Below are 18,630 nucleotides of genomic sequence, written 5' to 3'. Positions count from 1 at the left end.
CTGTCAGCAGGGGTCGAGCGTCTCCCTCTGTACCGGTCGAGCGTCTCCCCCTGTACCGGTCGGGCCGGCTTCCCGTACCGGTCAGGCCCGCTTCGTGGGCGCGCGCCTGAGCAGGACGAGGACCATCACAAGTGTGCAGGCCAGTACCACGGCACCGCAGCGCAGGGCCAGGCGCAGGCCGTCGATGAAGGAGTCCTCCGCCCATGAGGTCACGCGCAGGGCGCCCGCACCGGTGTAGCTTCCGGTGAATCCGTGGGCCGGGCCGTCGGTGACGACGGCCCGCACCAGGTGGTCGGCCATGTCCGGGGGGAGGCCGGCGTCCGTGGCGCGGTCGTGGAGGGCGACGCGCATCCGTGCGGTGAGGACGGAGCCGAGCGCGGCCACGCCGAGGACGCCACCCACCTCCCGCAGGGTGTCGACGACCGCTGAGGCCGTGCCGGCACGGTCGGCGGGAGCGTGTTCGATCAGTGTGATGACGGTCGGGACGAACAGCAGCCCGGTGCCGACGCCCAGGGCGGGCAGCAGCCACGCGTAGCTCGCGTAGGCGGCGTCCCGGCCGTAACAGCTGAACCCCAGCAGGACGAGGGTGTTGAGTGCCAGGCCCAGGACGAGGGGGGCGCGGATGCCGCGGCGGACGGTGAGCAATGCGGCGACGGGCGCGGTGAGCGCGATGAACGCCGAGGCCGACAGGAACACCGCGCCGGCGCCGGCCGCCGACCAGCCCAGGATGTCCTGGAGGTAGATGCTCAGGAAGAAGGTGCCGCCGAACAGCCCCATGCTGGAGGAGAAGCAGGCCACCGCGGTGGCCCGGGACGCCGGGTCGCGGAAGTGGGCGGGGCTCAGCAGGGGCAGGGACACCCGCGCCTCCACCGCGGCGAAGGCGGACAACGCCGCGGCCGCCACCGCGAGGGCGGCCACCACCGCCGGTGCGCCCCAGCCGTCGACGGGCCCCTGCACCAGGCCGTACACGAGGCTGCCGAGGCCGGTGACGGCCAGGACCTGTCCGGCGGGATCCCACCGCACGGGCGTGGCGGGCGGGCGTGGCAGCACCCGCAGGGCGACCAGCAGCGCCGCCGCACCGACGGGCAGGTTGATCCAGAAGACGCTGCGCCAGCCCAGCACCTCGGTCAGGGGACCGCCGACCGCGGGGCCGAGTGCCACGCCGAGCCCGCCGGCCGCGCCGCGCACGCCCAGGGCGCGGGCCCGTGCGGCGGCGTCGGGGTAGGTGTGGCGCAGCAGGGCGGCGCCGGCCGGCAGGAGCACGGCGGCGCCCAGGCCCTGGAGGGCCCGTCCGGCCACCAGCGTGGCCAGGGTGGTCGCCGCGGAGCCGATGGCGGAGCCCGCCATGAAGCCGATGAGTCCGGCGAGGAAGGCCCACCGCTGTCCCATCAGGTCGCCGACGGTGCCGGCGGACAGCAGGGTCGCGGCGAGAACGAGGGTGTAGGAGGCCATGGCCCACTGGAGCCCGCTGATGCCCAGGCTCAGTTCCTCGCCCATGGTGGGCAGCGCGTTGGTCACGGCCAGGTTGTCGAGCATGGCCATGAACACGCCGGTGCACACCACCGCCAGGACGAGCCAGGGGTACCGAGCCGGGTCGGTGCCGCGCCTCACGGGTGTCCTCCGGCCGGGCCGGTCGGGTCCTCGGGGAGCCGGTGCAGGCCGGTCAGACCGAGGTTCGCCTGGGCGTGCACGGAGACGAGGTGGAGGTCGGCGCGGGTGGCGGTGCGCACCAGCGTGGCCGAGGACCCGGCCACCACCGACCGGGCGGGAACGTGCCGGTTCTCCGGGACGACGGTGCCGGCCGCCAGAATCGAGCCGGAACCGATGCGACTGCCGTTGAGTACGACGGCGCCCATACCGATCAGAACGTCGTCGTCCACGTGGCAGCCGTGCAGGGTGGCGTTGTGGCCGACGGTGACGCGCGCGCCGAGCCACACGGGGAACCCGACGTCGGCGTGGAGGACGGCGCCGTCCTGGACGTTGGACTCCTCGCCGATGTCGATGCTGTCCCAGTCGGCACGCAGGATCGAGTGGTACCAGACACTCGCCCGAGGACCCACGCGAACGGTCCCCAGCAGGACGGCGGTGGGGGCGAGGAAAGCGGTCGGGTCGATCCGGGGAGCACGCCCGCTCAGCCCGCGGACGAGTGGTTTCCCCCTCGCGGTCGAGCGCTCTTCCATGCGGCCCCCCAGGAAATCTCGGCTCAGCTCTGCCCGGTCGCTTCCGCGCTCCCGCCCCCCGGGGGCTGCCCGCCGCCACCAGGGACCATGCACACCTCAACTCGCCCGGGGGAACGTTCGAACCTTCGTCTCCCTCTTGGGCTGTTGACGAGCGCGTCCCTATAGTGGGGATATCTCCCTGGCCTCCTGCCAGGCCTCCGCGGTCCCGCCCAGCCGCAGTCGCCCGAGCAGCCAGCCGAGGAGAGTTCCATGCCGCGCACTTCTCCGCCCCTGTCCCCACCCACCCCTTCCGGTGACCCCATCGCCGTGGTGGGCTCGGCCTGTCGACTGCCCGCAGGCATCGACACCCTGGACGCGCTGTGGCCGGTCCTCGTCGAGGGCCGGGACGTGACCGGTCCCGTGCCACCCGACCGCTTCGACGCGAGCAGGTGGCTGGATCCCGACCCGCGGCGCCCGGGGAAGACGTATGTCGCGAAGGGCGGTTTCCTCGCGGATGTCCAGGGGTTCGACGCCGAGTACTTCAGCATGTCCCCCCGCGAGGCCGCGCGCCTGGACCCGCTGCAGCGCATGCTCCTCGAAATGGCCGTGGAGGCCGTCGACGACGCCGGGTACCCTGCCGGCCGCCTCGCCGGCTCCGACACGGCCGTGTACGTCGGGGTCTCCGACCACAGCTTCGCCCACCTTCAGGGGCTCGACCCGGTCACCGTCGACGCCCACACCATGACGGGCAGCGCCACCGCCAACACCGCCAACCGCATCTCGTACGCCCTGGACCTGCGGGGGCCCAGTCTGGCCGTGGACACCGCCTGCTCCTCGGCGCTGGTGGCCGTGCACCAGGCCTGCGAGGCGCTGCGTCATGGCCGCTGCGGCACAGCGCTGGCCGGCGGAGCGAACGTACTGCTCGGTCCCCCCGGGTTCGTGGGCTTCGCCAAGGCGTCGATGCTCTCTCCCACCGGCCGCTGCCGGCCCTTCTCCGCCGACGCCGACGGGTACGTGCGCTCGGAGGGCGGTGGGCTCGTCCTCCTCAAACCGCTCACCCGCGCGCTGGAGGACGGCGACCGCGTACGGGCCGTGATCCTGGGCAGCGGCGTCAACAGCGACGGACACACACCGGGCCTGACGCTGCCCAGTGCCGAGGCGCAGGAAGCGCTGCTGCGCGAGGTGTACGCGGCCGCCGGTGTGCGTCCCGAGGAGGTGGCCTATCTGGAGATGCACGGCACCGGCACGCCCGTGGGCGACCCGGTGGAGTGCCAGGCGGTGGGCCGGGCCCTGGGGGTGGGCCGGCCGGCGAGCGCGCCCCTGCCGGTGGGCTCGGTCAAGGGTGTGCTGGGCCACCTGGAGCCGGCCTCGGGCATGGCCGGCCTGTGCAAAGCGCTGCTGATGCTGCGGCACCGCCAGGTACCGGCGAGCCCGTACGCCCGCCCGCTCAACGAGACCATCGACTTCGAGGGCCTGCGCCTGGCGCCGGCCCTGGAGAGCGGGCCGCTGCGGTCCGGCGGGCCCGGGGAGCGGGCCGTGGTCGGGATCAACTCCTTCGGGTTCGGCGGCACGAACGCCCACGTCGTCCTCGCCGGCCCGCCGACGCAGTCCCCGGTCTCCTCGCCGTCCCCGGTCTCCTCCCCGGACGGCGCCAAGCGGCTGCCGGTGCTGGTGTCCGCCCGTACCCCCGGCGCGGCCGCCGAAGCGGCGCGGCGCATGGCCGGGCGCCTGCGGCAGTGCCCGCCGGAGGAGTACTACCACCTGGCCTCCACGTCTTTCCTGCGGCGCGGGCGGCACCAGCACCGCGCCGTGGTGCTGGCCGCCGGGCCGCAGGAAGCCGCGGCGGAGTTCGACACTCTCGTACGGGGCGAGCCGGATGCGGCCGGCGCCTTCGCGGAGGGGGCCGACGGCGCCGCAGTCGCCCTGGCGTTCTCCGGGAACGGTGCGCAGTGGGCGGGCATGGGGCGGGACCTGCTGGCGGAGGAACCGGTGTTCCGCGCGGGCGTAGCGGAGGCCGACGAGGCCCTGCGGCCGCTGCTCGGCTGGTCGGTGCTGAACGAGTTGACCGTGGACGCGGGCGACCGCCGCCCGGACACCACCGACGCGGCGCAGCCCCTCCTCTTCGCGGTGCAGGTGGGTCTGGTGTCCGTGCTGCGCGCCCACGGCGTCCGGCCGGCAGGGGTGGTGGGGCACAGCGCGGGCGAGATGGCCGCAGCCTGGACCGCCGGTGCCCTGGACCTGGACGCGGCTGCCCGGGTGGTCGTGGCGCGCTCGCGGGCCCAGGCGTCGACGGCGGGCGACTGGGGCATGGCCGCCGTCGGAGCGGACGCCGAACGGGTCGAGGAGTGGCTCGCGCCGTACGAGGGCCGTCTGGAGATCGCCGGGGTGAACAGCCCGCGCGACGTGACCGTCAGCGGTGACCGCGCCGCCGTGGCCGACCTCGGGGAACGGCTGCGGAGGGAGGACGTCTTCTTCCGGGACCTGGGCCTGCGCTACGCCTTCCACAGCCGCGTCATGGATCCGCTGAGGGAGGAACTGCTCGACACACTCACCGGGCTGACGGGCCGTCAGGCAAACCTGACCTATGCCTCCGCCACCACCGGAACGCTGCTGACCGGCACCGAGCTGGACGCCGGTTACTGGTGGCGCAATCTGCGGCAGCCGGTGCTGTTCGGCGCCGCGGCCGACACGCTGCGGGAGGCGGGCTGCGCGGTCTTCGTCGAGGTCGGCCCGCACCCGGTGCTCGCCGGTTGCCTGCGTCGCGCGGCACGGGCCGGGCAGCAGCGGCCCGGCGTGGTGCCGATGATGCGCCGGGACGCCCCGGGCCCGGCAGGCGTCCGCGCCTGTCTCTCCCATGTACTGGCCGCAGGCGTGTGCACCGACCCCACCGCCTTCTTCCCGCACCCGGGGCGCGTGGTGGACCTGCCCGGATACCCCTGGCAGCGCGAACGGCACTGGAACGGCGACCCCGCGCTGTGGCAGCGGGGCTACGGTGACGGGACGATCGACCATCCGCTGCTCGGCGAGCGCGCGGCGGTCGCCGATCCCACCTGGCACGGCGCCTTCGAGCCGGGCCGGGTGCCCTGGCTGGCCGACCACAAGGTCGGCGACGCCGTCGTGATGCCCGCCGCCGGCCTGATCGAGATGGCCCTCGCGGCAGGGCGGCGCGTGCACGACGGCCCGGTGGAGATCACGCACCTGAGCATCCCGCAGGCCCTCGTCCTGCCCTTCGACGCCGAGGCCGAAGGGAACCTGGAGATCCAGACGTCGCTGTCGCGCGACGACGGCATCCTGCAGATCGCCTCCCGCACCGGCCGCGACGAGAGCTGGCGGCACCACGCACGGGGCCGCGTCAGGCGGCTGTACGCGGCCCTGCCGGCCCTCCTGGACGTCGAAGGCATCGCCGGCACGCTGCCCCGCTGCAAACCGCCCGAGGAACTGTACGCGGACGCCGAGCACTGCGGCCTGCGCTACGGCCCCGCCTTCCGCGTGATGGACGACATCCGCTTCGACGGCACCCGGGTGCTGATGCGCTACACGGGCACGACCGACACCGTCTCCGGTCACGAGGCGCATCCCACGCTGCTGGACGGCGCGTTGCAGGCGGCCTCCCCTGTCGTGCAGGAGCACGTGCCCGCCCAGGCCCGGTACCTGCCGGTGGCCTTCGACCGCATCCGCGCCTGGCGTCGCGTACCCTCCGGCGGCCACTTTCTGGTACGGGTGCGTGCCGTCTCAGGGCACGAGGTGCTGTTCGACGCGACGGTGGCGGCTCCCGGCGGACTGGTCTGCGTCACCGTGGAGGGATGCCGGCTGCGCCGGTTCGACGAGGGTGGCCGGGCGGCCGCCCCGTACATGACGACGGTGATGCGGGCGGCACCGCGGGCGGGACAGGCGCTGCCGACGGGTCCGCAGGTCCCGCAGCCCGGGGCGATCGCACGCCGGTGCGCGGGCGAGCTGCGGCGCGCCACGGCGGCGTGGAACGGGGACGACGATCCGGGGTTCCCCGCGGTGGTCCGTGAGCTGACGGCGCACTTCACCGCGAGGTCCGTCCGGGACCTGCTGCACGAGGCCGGACACGGCGAACGTCCCTTCACGATCGGAGAGCTCGTCCGCGCGGGAGTCCTGGCGCAGTACACCAAGCTGCTCGGTGTCCTGCTGCCCAACGCGCAGGCCCACGGCCTGGCCGAGCCGGTGCCGGACGGGGCGGACGGCGCCTGGCGCCTGGTGGGAACGGCGCGCCCGGAGGAGCGCTTCCGGACCGCGGTCGCCCGGCCGTCCGGACGAGTCGTAGACCTGGCGCTGCTGGGCCGGTGCGCGAGGCAGTTGACGGCCCTCCTGCGCGGCGACCGCGATCCGGCGGAACAGCTCCTGTCCGAGGCCAACCGGTACCTGCTGGAGGAGTTCTACACGAGCGGGGGGCTGACGACGTTCCCCAACCGGGCGGTACGGGCCGCCGTGCGCGCACTGGTGCGCGACTGGCCGGCCGACCGGCCACTGCGCGTTCTCGAGGTCGGTGCCGGAACCGGCGGTACGACCGCCTTCCTGCTGCCGGAACTGCCACCCGACCGCACGCGGTACACGTTCACCGACGTATCTTCGGCGTTCTTCCCCCGCGCCCGGAAACGCTTCGGCGCCTACGACTTCGTCGACCACCGCACGCTCGACCTCGACCGCGACCCGGTCGAGCAGGGCTTCGAAGAAGCCGCCTGCGACCTGCTGGTGGCGGGCAACGCGCTGCACGCCGCCGGCGACCTCCGCACCGCACTCGGCCACGTATGTCGGCTGCTGGCCGACGACGGCCTGCTGCTGGCCGTGGAGGCACACACGACGGCCGACCTCGCGCTGATCTTCGGGCTGCTGCCCGGCTTCTGGAATCAGCAGGACACCGCACTGCGCCCGGACGGGCCGTTGCTGACCGGCGACGGCTGGCGACGGCTGCTGGCCGAGGAGGGCTTCCGGGACATCGGCCGGCTGGCCCCGCCGGACGGTCCGCGCGAGGACGAGTTCTCCGCTCTGCTGGCCCGGCGGACGCCTCGCCCGGCCCCGGTGACCCCGCCCGCCCCGGAATCGGCCGGTGCGGAGCCCCCCGTCCCCGAACCGGCCGGTGCGGATCCGGGCTGGATCATCGTGGCCGAGGCGTCCCGCGACACGCTGGCGTCCGCCCTGGCGGAGCGACTCGCGCCGGGAGGCGGTCCGCACGTGTGTGTCGTGCCGCCGACAGGCGACGACGAGCGCTGGGCGACGCTCCTGACCGGGCAGTCGGAGTCCGCCACCGTGGTGTTCCTGGTGGGGGAGGACGAAACGGAGGGCGCCGCGGGCGACGGACGGCTGGAGACGGAACGGGCCCTGCGGCACACAGGGATCCTGCGCGGCGTGGCACGGGCCGCCCACCGCCGCACGGAGGAGGGGGACGGAGCCGGGGTGCGGCTGTGGGTCGTCACACCGCCGTCCGGGGCTCTGCCCGCACCCGAGCGCCCGCTCCACCCCACGGCGGCCTGTGCCTGGGGCGTGGCCCGCAGCCTCGGTAACGACTACCCCGACCTGACGGTCCGGCGGGTCTCGCTCGACGCCACCGGTCCGGACATCGACGCGGAGCGGCTGGCCGCCGAGCTGACGGATCCGGGTCCGGAGGACGAGATCCTGCTGACCGGGTCAGGTCGCTTCGTGCCCCGTGTCCGGCAGGAGACGGACCTCTCCCGGCCCCTGCGGGCCGGTACCGCGTCCTCCTACGCCCTGCGCCTGCGCGACCCGGGCCGCTCCTACCGGCTCGTCTGGTCGCCGGCGCCCGTGCCGACGGCCGGACCGGACGACCTGCTGATCGCCGTGCAGGCCGCCGCCCTCAACTACCGGGACGCGCTCCAGGCAGTGGGCGCCATGCCCTTCGAACAGCAGCAACACGACCTCGGCGGGCGGGAGTTCTCCTTGGGCATGGAGTGCGCGGGGACGGTCCTCGCCGTGGGATCCCGCGTCACCGGCTTCACGCCCGGAGACCGGGTCATGGCGTTCGGCAGCGGAACGTTCCGCTCCCACGTGGCGGTCCCGGCGGCCTTCGCGGCCCGCATCCCCGACCACCTGGGCTTCTGCCCGGCGGCCACGCTGCCGACCGTCTTCCTCACCGTCCACCACGCCCTGCACCACCTGGCGCGGCCGGCTCCCGGGGAGACCGTTCTGGTGCACGGCGCCGCGGGAGGCGTGGGGCTGGCGGCCCTGCAGTACGCGGAGCACGCCGGCGCCCACGTCGTCGCCACCGCCGGCACTCCGACCAAGCGCGACCTGCTGCGGCTGCTCGGCGTGCGGCACGTGCTCGACTCACGGTCGCCCGGATTCGCCCAGCGCCTCATGGAGGTGACGGGTGGCGACGGCGTGGACGTCGTCCTCAACTCGCTGTCCGGTGAGGCGATGGCGCGCGGGCTCGAGGTGCTGCGTCCCGGCGGGCGCTTCGTGGAACTCGGCAAGCACGACCTGTACGCGGACGGCCGGATGCCGCTGCGGCCGTTCCTGAACAACATCACCTTCAGTGCCGCCGACCTCGCCGGCCTGGCCGAGACCCACCCCCGGCTGCTGGCGGCACGGTTCGCCGAGGTGGCCGAACGGGTGACAGGCGGCGTCTACCGGCCCGTTCCGCACTGCGTGTACCCCGCCGACCGGGTCCCTGATGCCTTCGAAGCACTGCAGCACTCACGCCACGTGGGGAAGGTGGTGATCTCCCTGGATGAGCCGCCGGTGCTCCGGGACGTGCCGCGGCCGTACGCACCGGACCCGCTCGGCACCTATCTCATCACCGGGGGCCTCACCGGGTTCGGGGCGGCCACCGCGCGCTGGCTCGCCGACCGCGGTGCCCGGCACCTGACCCTGGTCGGGCGGCGCGGCGCCGGCACGCCGGAAGCCCCGGCGCTCCTGGAGCACCTGCGAGAGCGGGGAGTGACGGTAGCCGTGCACGCGGCGGACGTGGCCGACGCCGCGGCCATGAAGAGGGTGCTGCAGGCCGTGGACGCGGCGGGGCCCCGGCTGCGGGGGGTGCTGCATGCCGCCATGGTCATCGACGACGCACCACTCGCCGAGCTGACCACCGACCGGGTGCGGCAGGTCCTGGAGCCCAAAGCCGGCGGCGCGGACGTCCTCGATCGTCTGACACGCGGTCGCGACCTGGATCTCTTCGTCCTGTACTCGTCCGCCACCTCCCTGCTGGGCACCGCGCACCAGGCCGGCTACAGCGGCGCCAATCTGTTCCTGGAGGCCCTGGCGCGCTCACGTCGGCGAGCCGGCCTGCCAGGTCTCGCGGTGGCGTGGGGGGCCGTGGACGAGGTCGGCTACGTCGCCCGGCAGGGCATCGGCGACTTCATGCGGCAGTTGGGCCTCGACCCGGTGCCGCCGGGTGACGCGCTGACCGCCCTGGGCGTGTTGGCCGCGCGTGGCGACGAGGTCGCCGTCGTCGCCCGGATCGACTGGGGCGCGGCCCGGCACGCTTTCGCGACGCTCGGCGCCGCCCGATTCGGCACTGTGCGGCCGGCCGAGGACTCCGGCGGCACGGGCCGTACCGCGCTGTTGGAGGCGCTGGCGACCGTGTCACCGGAGGAGGCCCTCGCCCGGGTGACGGAAGTCCTCACCGACAGTCTCTGCCAGGTCCTGCAGACCACCGCCGACCGGGTGCCTGCCGACAGGCGGCTGGACCAGCTGGGGCTGGACTCCCTCATGGGCACCGAGCTGCTGACGATCGTCAACCAGCGGCTGGGCTGCAACCTGTCGGCCGTGGAGATCTTCGACAGCACGACGGTCGACGACCTGGCCCGGCGCTGCCTGCGGCGGCTCAGGCCGGACCGGTGACACACCGGGGAGCCCCGTGCTGACCGAGCAGGCCCCGGAGGCAGACGGGGAGTGTCGGCCGGGGCGCCCACCGATGCTCCGTTCAAGCGGGTTCCGCCCCGGGCCCGCTGGAAGGGAAACAGACTGGTCAGCACCTGTCTGTCGCCCGGGGCCCGGGGCGGCTGCCGGATCAGCCGAAGGACTGGGCGGCGGTGTTGTTCCGGCCTCCCACGACCACCCAGATGCCCTGAAGGGCACGACTGGCGTCCAGCAGCACCGCGCCCCTGTCCGGGCAGTCATACCGCCGAGTGTCCATCTGATCAGACTGCAGCGCGGTCACCGTCACGCCTTGTCCGAGGCAGTCGGCGTTCACCAGCGGCGGCGCGGCAGCATCCCGGTCCTGAGCGGTGGCGCTGGAGCACCATCCCATTCCCACCACGACTGCGACCGCCGTCGCGGTCATCCACCGCATCTCAGAGCCCGAGGAACCGGTCCGTGTTGACCACGCCCGGGCTCATCCCTTGTCCGCTGAACCCTTGGCGCGCGTTTGACGCGTCTACGAGCGCCGACCGGTCCCGGTAGACAAAGGTACGGCTCGTCCGCGTTCCCGGGCTCGCGGCCGAGTACGTCTGCCCCTGCTCCAGATTCTTGACACTCACCAGCGAACCACCGCCGCCCGGAGCGTACGCGGCGGCAGATCCCGCGCCTACGACGACCATCCCTGCCCCGGCGACGGCCACAGCGAAGGCCGCCCATCCCCGACGAACGACTGCACTCATCTACTTCCCCTCCAGGAAAGTCCGTCTTCCCTCTGTCAATGGGAACTAATGGGAAGACATGATCAACTGTCGCTATGAGTAACGATCTCCTGATGAAGAGGTAACGGACCCTCAAGAAACGCCGCGACAGCTGCCATTGACTGCCGGCCACGCGCTGGTCGGTGCCGGCAGCCCAGCGGCCCGGCGGGCAGGCCCGGCGGGCCGCAGAAGCGGACCGGAAGGCCGTCGGCTCGAGGCCGGGATCGCTCAGGCAGGGACTCGGCGCGCGGGTCCGGGCCGTGGATGGGACCGGACGGGTTCCGGAACGTCGTTACCCGCGAAGACGGCTTCCGGGTGGCCTGCCCGGTCGTGTTTCATCGGCAGGTTCCGGGGCTGCATGGAGGGCCACGCCACCTCAAGTACCTCGTCCGGCACATGCAACCCCGCCGACGAGGCGAGATGACGCGGCCCGCACACGTCCGGAAGAGCTGCGACAACGGCATCGCAAACGCCCCTGAACTAGGCAGTACCCATAACCGTCGGCCTGGACGGCATGTTGGATTCGGTCCCACGTGCTGTCCGCCAGCCAGCGCCGGCCACGGTTGAACACCGTCACCTCTCACCCAGGTCGAGCGCGTCCTGTGCGATCGCCTGGCCCAGGAATCAGACGCCATCAAGGGTGAACATTCTCATGGCCGCGATCCTGCCCGGATGCGCGGACCTCGGATCAGCCACCGAGTGTCCGGGCGGTGAGCGGGGCCTTTCCGGCCTCCCTCATGTTCATCACTGTGCCGACGAGCACAGTGCGGACGCGAATCGGGCGCGTCGTCGTACGGCTCCGGCCTGAGCGAGTACGGCTTCTCCTGTCGATGACGGTTCGAGTACGACTGGCGGCGACACGGGCAGCGGTCCGGGACAGCCTGGCGCCGCCTCATGGGCCTGGAGCTGCTGCTGGTGTGGGACACCTGCGAACACCTGGTCGAGGACTAGGCTTCAGCACACCGGCGTCGCGGGCGACGGGCAGCAGGCCGGTCGGGGAGACCTTTTCGGCGAGTCACCCGTCGCGACTGCGCCGGTACGAGTTCCAGCCCCCGATGCGGCTCCAGCCGGTCTCCACCCGAGTGGGGTTTCCACGGAGCAGTGCCGACGGCGGAGGCCGGTGTTCTGACCTCGACGCCGAGACCGACCGCGATCGCGCCGTGACGGCCCTCGGACAGCTGTGTGTGACGACCGCGGCGGCTGTCGTCATTCTCTCCGCTTGTGGGATCAGGTCGTCAACGGTCGCGGCGTGCGGTGACGCATGGGCCTGGGCCTGGAGAGCCGGGCGCGCACAGCCCGAGCGGTGAGGGGCGGCGGAGGTGGAGCACGGGACTACGAGACAGGACCGTCAGATTGCTAGGCATATTGTTGACAATCTTGTAGCGTGCGTCACGCCTCGATCCCGGGGCCTTGGGCGAAGCACTCGGTGCTCGATGAAGGGAGACCCATGCAGAGGCTCTCCGCGTCTTTCGGACATGACGCACTCACTCACCCGGGGGGTGCGGGCGCAGGACGCCCCGTGACCCGCGGCCGCCTCCTGAGAGGCGTGGCGCTCGCGGGTTCCCTCGTTCTCGCGGCGGCCGCGGTGCCGACCTCCGTCGCGGTGGCGGCTCCCTCCGCCGGTCGCGGTCACACGGCGGACCTCCAGGACGCCGCGCTGGACTTCGGCTCCGCCGCGTACACGACGATCACCGTCACGGTCGACGGCCGGCCGATGAACGTGCGCTGGTACAAGGAGATCTGCTACGTCGCCGACCCGGTTGCCGCGGCGGCCCGGCAACCCGGCGGCCCCGGCGGCGGCACCACGATCCCCAACACCGCCTGCGGCTACCAGAGCATGAACGTGTTCGTCCCCGAGAGCGCCTTCGGTGACCAGCGGACCCCGATCTACTTCGCTGTCAACAACAGTGGCTGGAAGGCCAGTTACATACGGGCGAGCGTCACCGCCGGCACCTCCTACGACAGCGCGAAGAGCAACGTCGGCGCCGCACTCAAGGCGGGCTACGTCTTCGTCGACGTCGCCAACCGCAGCCGCGGCCTGCTCGGCGCCGATGGCACGTATCCGGGCAAGGCCCCCGCGGCGGTGGTCGACGCCAAGGCCGCCGTGCGGTACCTGCGCCTCAACGACGCCGCCATGCCCGGCAGCGCGGAGCGGATCGTCATCAACGGCACCAGTGGCGGCGGCGCGCTGGTGTCGATCCTGGGCGCCTCCGGCAACAGCGCCGAGTACACCCCGTACCTCGCCGCGATCGGCGCTGCCGGTGTCGACGCCAAGGGGCGCAGTACGCTGCGCGACGACGTCTTCGCCGTCAACGCGTACTGCCCGATCACCGACCTCGGCAACGCCGACGTGGCCTACGAGTGGCTGTACAACGTCCTCGGCACCCGCGACACCACCGGCTCCGACCCCTCACCCGAGGCGGCCGCGGAGATCGCGGCCCGGTTCGGGGCGTACGAGAAGAGCCTCGGGCTGCGCAGCCCCGATGGCTCCCGGCTCACCGCCGCCACCATGCTCGACACCATCGAGCAGGAGGTCGTCCGGTCCGCGGAGACCTACCTGAAGGCGGACCCCGCCCACACCGTTCCGCCGCTGGGCGGGACCTTCGAGATCACGTCCGGCGGCCCCGGAGGCCCGCCCACCACCAAGTCGTACGTCAACGACTGGATCGACGTCGACACCGCCACCCGCACCGTGCGCTCCGTCGACATGGCGAAGTACCTCGCCTTCGTCGCCACCCAGGCCACGCTGAAGACGACCCCCGCCTTCGACGCCGTGGGCGTCGACGGGAACACCACCAGCGGCACCGAGACCGACCTCTTCGGCCCGTCGGCGCAGAGGTACCTGAACTACACCGAGTACAGCTGGAACCACAACGACGTCGCCGGCGACGGCAGCGGCCTCGACGACACCGGGCTGACCTGGAAGCAGTACACCACCAAGAAGAGCACCACCGTCGACGACCAGGTCCACCTGATCAACCCGATGGACTTCGTCGGCACCAGCGCCGACACCGCGCCGAACTGGTACGTCCGCCACGGCACCCGTGACCGGGACACCGCGTTCACCGTCTCGGTCAACCTGGACCGGGCGCTCGCCGCGGACAGGCAGGTCAAGAACCTGGACTACCGGCTCGCCTGGAACCAGCCGCACGCCGGCAACTACGACGTGCCCGAGGCCATGGCCTGGATCGCCGATGCCGTCCGCAAGGCCGGCGACCCGCTCGCCTCCCGGCACAAGGGATAGGACGGATGTCGGCCGCCCCGCCCCGTCCCGCCGGGCCGGGACGGGGCGGTCGGGAAGACCGTCATTCCTCGTAGTCGGGGTACCAGGGTCTGGGGTCGACGTCCCGGAACCTGGCCCGGGTGAACATGTCCCGCAGGCCGTACGGCCGGGTGGCGTCGTAGACCATCTTGGCGGTGACGCCCTTGGCGGGCAGGGCCGGGTTGTACTGCGGGGTCTGGGAGGGATCGAGGACGTGTCCGGCGACTCCGGGGAGGACGACCAGGTCCTTGTCGGCCTGGAAGCGGGTGGTCATCGCCCAGAGCACGTCCTCGGTGTCGAAGGGGTCGACGTCCTCGTCGACCAGGACGACGTGTTTGAGCTCGGTGTAGATGCCGAGGGCGAGGACGCCGACCTGGCGGGCCCGCCCGTCGTCGAAGTCGCTGGTCTTCTTCACCTGGACGACCTGGAGGAACTTGCCGCCGCCGGAGGAGTGGGCGTACGTCTGCTGCACGAAGCCGGGGTACTCGTCCTCGCACATGCGCAGCACCGCCGCCTCGGTGGGGATGCCCGCCAGCGAGACATGCTCCTCGCCGGGGCCGACCAGGGTCTGCACGATGGCGTCCTTGCGGGTGGTGACGGCCTTGACCTTGATGACCGGCAGGGAGGGGTTGGCGGGCCCGTCGTAGCCGGGGAACTCGGGCATGGCGTGCCCGGTGTTGGTGTTCTGGTCCTCGGCGACCCGCACCTCGGGCAGGATCTCGCCCTCGATGACGATCTCCGCGCGGGCGATGGCCTTCTGGTCGACCGTCAGGCAGTCGACGAGCTGGACGCCCTCGCCGCGCAGGGAGCCGCCGATGGTCAGCTCGTCGAAGCCGAGCGGTGTGGTGGGGGCCTCGAAGGAGGTGCCGAGGTAGACGGCCGGGTCGAGGCCGATGTTGATGGAGACCGGCAGGGCCTTGCCCCGGGCCTCGGCCTTCTTGCGGAAGGCGTCGATGTGCCGGCCGGGCGCGAAGAAGATGGAGATCTCGTCCTTGTCCTGCACGCAGAGCCGGTGGATGGTGACGTCGGTGTGCCCGGTGTCGGGGTCGGAGCCGAGGACCAGGGCCTCGCAGAAGTAGGGGCCGGCGTCCTGGTCGGTGTTGGTGGGGGCGGGCAGCAGGGTGCGCAGGTCGAAGCCGTCGGCGTCGGCGCGGTGCACGACCTCCTGGCAGGGGGACTGGTCGGCGCCGACGAACACCGGCTCGACGGGGTTGCGGACCGCGTCGGTCATCCGCCGGGTCAGCTCGCGCGGCGGGCAGTCCAGCAGCAGGCCGACCCGGTTCCGGCTGGCGAGCAGGCCGACCAGGATGCGGGCGCCGGGGTAGCCCTTGACGTTCTCGAAGAGCATGGCCGGACCGACCCGGGTCGGCCGCTCCACGGTGCCGCCGGCGCCGACGCGTTTGTACACGCCGGCCAGTTCGCCGTAGGGGTCGATGGGGTGGTCGGTGGTGTGCAGCTGGCCCGGGTGCCGCTCCAGCAGGGCCAGGGCCGAGCGCAGGTCGTTGACGGGGGCGGGCTGGTCGGACATGGCACGACTCCAGGTCGGAACGGAACGGCAGCGCTGGGGAGGTCAGGACGGGACGGCACCGGCGTCCGGGCCCGCCTCGCCGCGCGCCGTGGACAGGCCGGTCCAACGGCCGGGGTGGTCGGTGACGAGGTCCAGCTGGTCCAGGACACGGGCCACGAGATGGTCGACGAGGTCGTCGATGGTCTCGGGCCGGTTGTAGAAGGCGGGCACCGGCGGCACCACCACCGCGCCCATCCGGGCCAGGGCGAGCAGGTTGTCCAGGTGGACCTCGCTCAGTGGTGTCTCGCGCGGTACGAGGACCAGGCGCCGCCGCTCCTTGAGGGTGACGTCGGCGGCCCGCCCGATGAGCCCGTCGGCGTACCCCGTGCGGATACCGGCGACCGTCTTCATGCTGCACGGCACGATGACCATGCCGTCGGTCGGGAAGGAGCCGGAGGACACGGCGGCGGCCTGGTCGCCGGGGCTGTACACCACGTCGGCGAGCTTGGCCACCTCACGGGCGCTGTAGGGGGTCTCCAGCTCGATGGTGGTGCGGGCCCAGCGGGACAGCACCAGGTGGGTTTCCACTCCGTCGAGTCCGCGCAGAACTTCCAGCAGCCGGACCCCGATGGGCGCGCCGCTGGCCCCGGTCATCCCGACGACGAGCCGGGTGGTCACGCGTCCGCTCCCCGCGCCGTACGGGCGGCGGCCCGCTCGACGGAGGCCCGGCTGCCGCCTTCCTGCCAGGTGTAGTAGTCGGTCTGGTCCAGGCCGACGAAGCCCAGCAGCCGCTCGGTGAACTCCTCGAACATCTGCTCAACGGTCTCGGGCAGGTTGTAGTACGTCGGGATCATCGGGTAGACGATGCCGCCGGCCTCCGTCACCTGGGCCATGTTGCGCAGATGGATGAGATTGAACGGGGTCTCGCGCACGCACAGCACCAGCGGGCGCCGTTCCTTGAGGCAGATGTCGGCGGCGCGTTCGATCAGTGCGGTGGCCTGTCCCTGCGCGATACGGCCGACCGTGCCGAGCGAGCACGGTACGACGATCATGCCCCAACTCGGGTAGCTGCCGGAGGTGTGCGGGCCCTCCCAGGTGTCACTGTCCCAGACGGTCACCTTGCCGGTGGGCCTCCCCAGCAGGGTGGTCACCGGGTCACCGTCCTCGGCGCCGCCGAACTCGTGGGCGACGAGCTTGCGCCCGTTGGGCGAGACGAGCAGGTCGACATGGGCCACGCGGTCGTCGCGCTCCAGCGCGGACAGCACGTGGCGGGCCATGCGGGTACCGCCGGCGCCGGTGACGGCGAGGGTGATGGTGCGCTGCTCCGTCATGGTCCGTCCATTCTTTTCGAGCATGCGGAAGGACGAGTATTCCGCCCGGACGGAGAATGCGCATTTCGGGATATAGCTCCCTGCGTCGTGTGCAGTAACAGCGCCGGGCGCAGAGAGGCTGTTCTGCTGACTGATCGCACCGAACCTCTCGCGGGCGTCGAGTATGTCTCCACAGATGCTGCACAAGGGTGGAAGAAGATCTGCGGTAGCAGAAACCGGGTGGATGTCACTGTCAGCTGGAACGCCTCGTGACTTTCTCGGGTGTGCCGCATCAGGGGCCCCGATCCGTGGCGCTGCCCACCTGGCCAGCGCCGTCCCCACGGCCGGCACACTTGCCGGGAGCGTCACCGGACGCTGCTCGTGAGCATGAGCCGGTCGGTGAACCGTGCGGGGCGGCACCGGGGGAGCTCTGGGGCAGCCGGCCTCCGTCTTCCGCGGTGGCCCTCACTTCCCGAGCGTGGCGACGGCCTCCTCGTAACCGCCCGTCGGCGGCGCGGTGTCGGGCCCGTACACGAGGTCCAGCACGCCCGTGGTGAACGTCTCCGACTTCAGCAGCTTCAGCGGGATGGAAGGCTCGCCCTCGTCGAAGAGGCGCATGCCCGTGCGTACGGCGATGGGGTGGACGAGGAGGCGCAGTTCGTCGAGGAGGCCCGCGGCCAGCAGCTGGCGGACGACGGAGACCGAGCCGCTCAGCGAAATGTCACCGCCCGGCTCGCTCTTCAGCGCGGCGGCGACCTCGGCGACGTCGCCCTGCGCCTGCTCGGAGTTCCGCCATCGCAGGTCGAGCCGCCGACGTGAGAACACGATCTTCCGCATGTCGCCGAGCTGCTTGGCGAAGCCCGCGTCCTCGCCGCCCGCCGCCTCCCGCCCGGGCCAGGCGCCGGCGAAGCTGTCGTACGTCCTGCGGCCGAAGAGCAGGACCTCCGTGGTGTTCAGGCCCGCGCCGACGGCGGCTCCCATCTCGTCGTCGAAGTACGGGAAGTGCCACTGGTCGGGCGCCTCGACGACGCCGTCGAGCGAGATGAACAGGCTGGCGATGATCTTCCGTGGCATGGTGTCCTCCGCATCCGGGTGCATGTACCGGATACGACCGTGCGGCCCGCCGGAAGTCATCGGCGGGCGGCACGCGGACGGGTCCGACAGTGTCCGGTTCCCTGCGGCGCTCTGTGCCCGGTACGTCGCCTGCCGGCCGGCGCGGATCCGTGACGCTGCCCAGTCGGCCCAGCAGGAGTCCGGCCGGCCTCGTCACCAGGCCCGGGATCGTCACGTCCCGCATCCTGACGTCGTGCTCCGGAGCGTCGGGACGACGACCAGGACCCATGCGGCGGCGACCGTCACGACCGCGGAGACCGCCCCCGTCATCGGCAGAAGCGGGCTCTGCCGATGACGGCCATCGGCAGAGCCGATCAGAAGGGCGGAGGCCGTGGGACCGCGTCACCCGCGGACGTTCCGGACCGTGGCACGCACGCTCGACTTCACTCGGGCCGCCGCCGAACTGCACTACGCCCAGTCGAGCGTCACCGAGCAGATCCAGGCCCTGGGATCCGCGCTGCCCGCCGAGCGCAGGGACTCCGCGCTGCGTACAGTTCGCCCAGGGCAGACGGGTGCGAGGAGACCCGCTGCCGCGCGGCGCAGTCGGGCCCGGTATCGCCACCGTCGGCGTTGTCCTGTGGGTCCGGGCATGTCGTTCGGCCGCCCGTCAGCCCGAAGGCTGTTCGTCGCTCCCTTCCTCGCCCCCGGGACAGGTGGTACTGCGCCGGTTCGGTCGGCG

At 72.4% G+C, this 18,630-nt stretch carries 9 protein-coding genes and 1 pseudogene; 3 read left to right on the top strand and 7 right to left on the bottom strand.

From position 1 onward, the window contains the following. Window positions 1-81: 81 nt before the first annotated feature. Both IE242_RS33345 and IE242_RS33340 read right to left on the bottom strand, forming a co-directional pair. Window positions 82-1,611 (bottom strand): MFS transporter, encoded by a 1,530-nt coding sequence (locus IE242_RS33345; protein ID WP_189866100.1) that lies wholly within the window; start codon window positions 1,609-1,611, stop codon window positions 82-84. Further along, on the bottom strand, window positions 1,608-2,180 hold the full coding sequence (locus tag IE242_RS33340) for a gamma carbonic anhydrase family protein (protein ID WP_189866098.1): 573 nt from the start codon (window positions 2,178-2,180) through the stop codon (window positions 1,608-1,610). The genes IE242_RS33345 and IE242_RS33340 overlap by 4 nt, the downstream gene beginning before the upstream one ends. Window positions 2,181-2,429: 249 nt before the next feature. Between IE242_RS33340 and IE242_RS33335 the strand changes: the two genes are divergently transcribed. Then, window positions 2,430-9,983, top strand: coding sequence for a type I polyketide synthase (locus tag IE242_RS33335; protein ID WP_189866096.1), 7,554 nt, complete (start codon window positions 2,430-2,432; stop codon window positions 9,981-9,983). 169 nt (window positions 9,984-10,152) lie between these two features. On the opposite strand, the gene IE242_RS33330 is transcribed toward IE242_RS33335, so the two are convergent. Beyond that, complete coding sequence (locus IE242_RS33330; protein WP_189866094.1) at window positions 10,153-10,425, bottom strand: hypothetical protein; 273 nt, start codon at window positions 10,423-10,425, stop codon at window positions 10,153-10,155. A gap of 1,853 nt (window positions 10,426-12,278) precedes the next feature. On the opposite strand from IE242_RS33330, the gene IE242_RS33325 reads away from it, so the two are divergent. Next, on the top strand, window positions 12,279-14,003 hold the full coding sequence (locus IE242_RS33325) for a subtype B tannase (RefSeq protein ID WP_189866092.1): 1,725 nt from the start codon (window positions 12,279-12,281) through the stop codon (window positions 14,001-14,003). A 61-nt stretch (window positions 14,004-14,064) separates the two neighbouring features. On the opposite strand, the gene IE242_RS33320 is transcribed toward IE242_RS33325, so the two are convergent. The 4 genes from IE242_RS33320 to IE242_RS33305 form a co-directional block, all read right to left on the bottom strand. Further along, window positions 14,065-15,549: a UbiD family decarboxylase gene (locus tag IE242_RS33320; RefSeq protein ID WP_189866091.1), complete on the bottom strand. Its 1,485-nt coding sequence runs from the start codon at window positions 15,547-15,549 to the stop codon at window positions 14,065-14,067. Between the two features lie 42 nt (window positions 15,550-15,591). Continuing rightward, on the bottom strand, window positions 15,592-16,182 hold the full coding sequence (locus tag IE242_RS33315) for a UbiX family flavin prenyltransferase (protein WP_189866157.1): 591 nt from the start codon (window positions 16,180-16,182) through the stop codon (window positions 15,592-15,594). Window positions 16,183-16,202: 20 nt separating this feature from the next. Beyond that, window positions 16,203-16,859 carry a UbiX family flavin prenyltransferase gene (locus IE242_RS33310; RefSeq protein WP_189866089.1) on the bottom strand — a complete coding sequence of 219 codons (657 nt, stop codon included), beginning with the start codon at window positions 16,857-16,859 and terminating at the stop codon, window positions 16,203-16,205. Between the two features lie 444 nt (window positions 16,860-17,303). Continuing rightward, window positions 17,304-17,912, bottom strand: coding sequence for a dihydrofolate reductase family protein (locus tag IE242_RS33305; protein WP_189866087.1), 609 nt, complete (start codon window positions 17,910-17,912; stop codon window positions 17,304-17,306). A gap of 370 nt (window positions 17,913-18,282) precedes the next feature. On the opposite strand from IE242_RS33305, the pseudogene IE242_RS39350 reads away from it, so the two are divergent. Beyond that, window positions 18,283-18,399: pseudogene (locus IE242_RS39350) on the top strand (LysR family transcriptional regulator); the annotation flags it as partial. Window positions 18,400-18,630: the final 231 nt, after the last annotated feature.

Source organism: Streptomyces poonensis (genome assembly GCF_014650915.1).
In the GTDB taxonomy this organism is placed as follows: Bacteria; Actinomycetota; Actinomycetes; order Streptomycetales; family Streptomycetaceae; genus Streptomyces; species Streptomyces poonensis.
Note: the sequence above shows the minus strand (reverse complement) of the source record. Positions and strands in the feature narration are given on the sequence as shown.

Coding starts and splice junctions, on each gene's coding strand:
- IE242_RS33340 (WP_189866098.1), bottom strand. CDS start 2,180: ATGGAAGAGCGCTCGACCGCGAGGGGGAAACCACTCGTCCGCGGGCTG.
- IE242_RS33335 (WP_189866096.1), top strand. CDS start 2,430: ATGCCGCGCACTTCTCCGCCCCTGTCCCCACCCACCCCTTCCGGTGAC.
- IE242_RS33330 (WP_189866094.1), bottom strand. CDS start 10,425: ATGACCGCGACGGCGGTCGCAGTCGTGGTGGGAATGGGATGGTGCTCC.
- IE242_RS33320 (WP_189866091.1), bottom strand. CDS start 15,549: ATGTCCGACCAGCCCGCCCCCGTCAACGACCTGCGCTCGGCCCTGGCC.
- IE242_RS33315 (WP_189866157.1), bottom strand. CDS start 16,182: ATGACCGGGGCCAGCGGCGCGCCCATCGGGGTCCGGCTGCTGGAAGTT.
- IE242_RS33310 (WP_189866089.1), bottom strand. CDS start 16,859: ATGACGGAGCAGCGCACCATCACCCTCGCCGTCACCGGCGCCGGCGGT.
- IE242_RS33305 (WP_189866087.1), bottom strand. CDS start 17,912: ATGCCACGGAAGATCATCGCCAGCCTGTTCATCTCGCTCGACGGCGTC.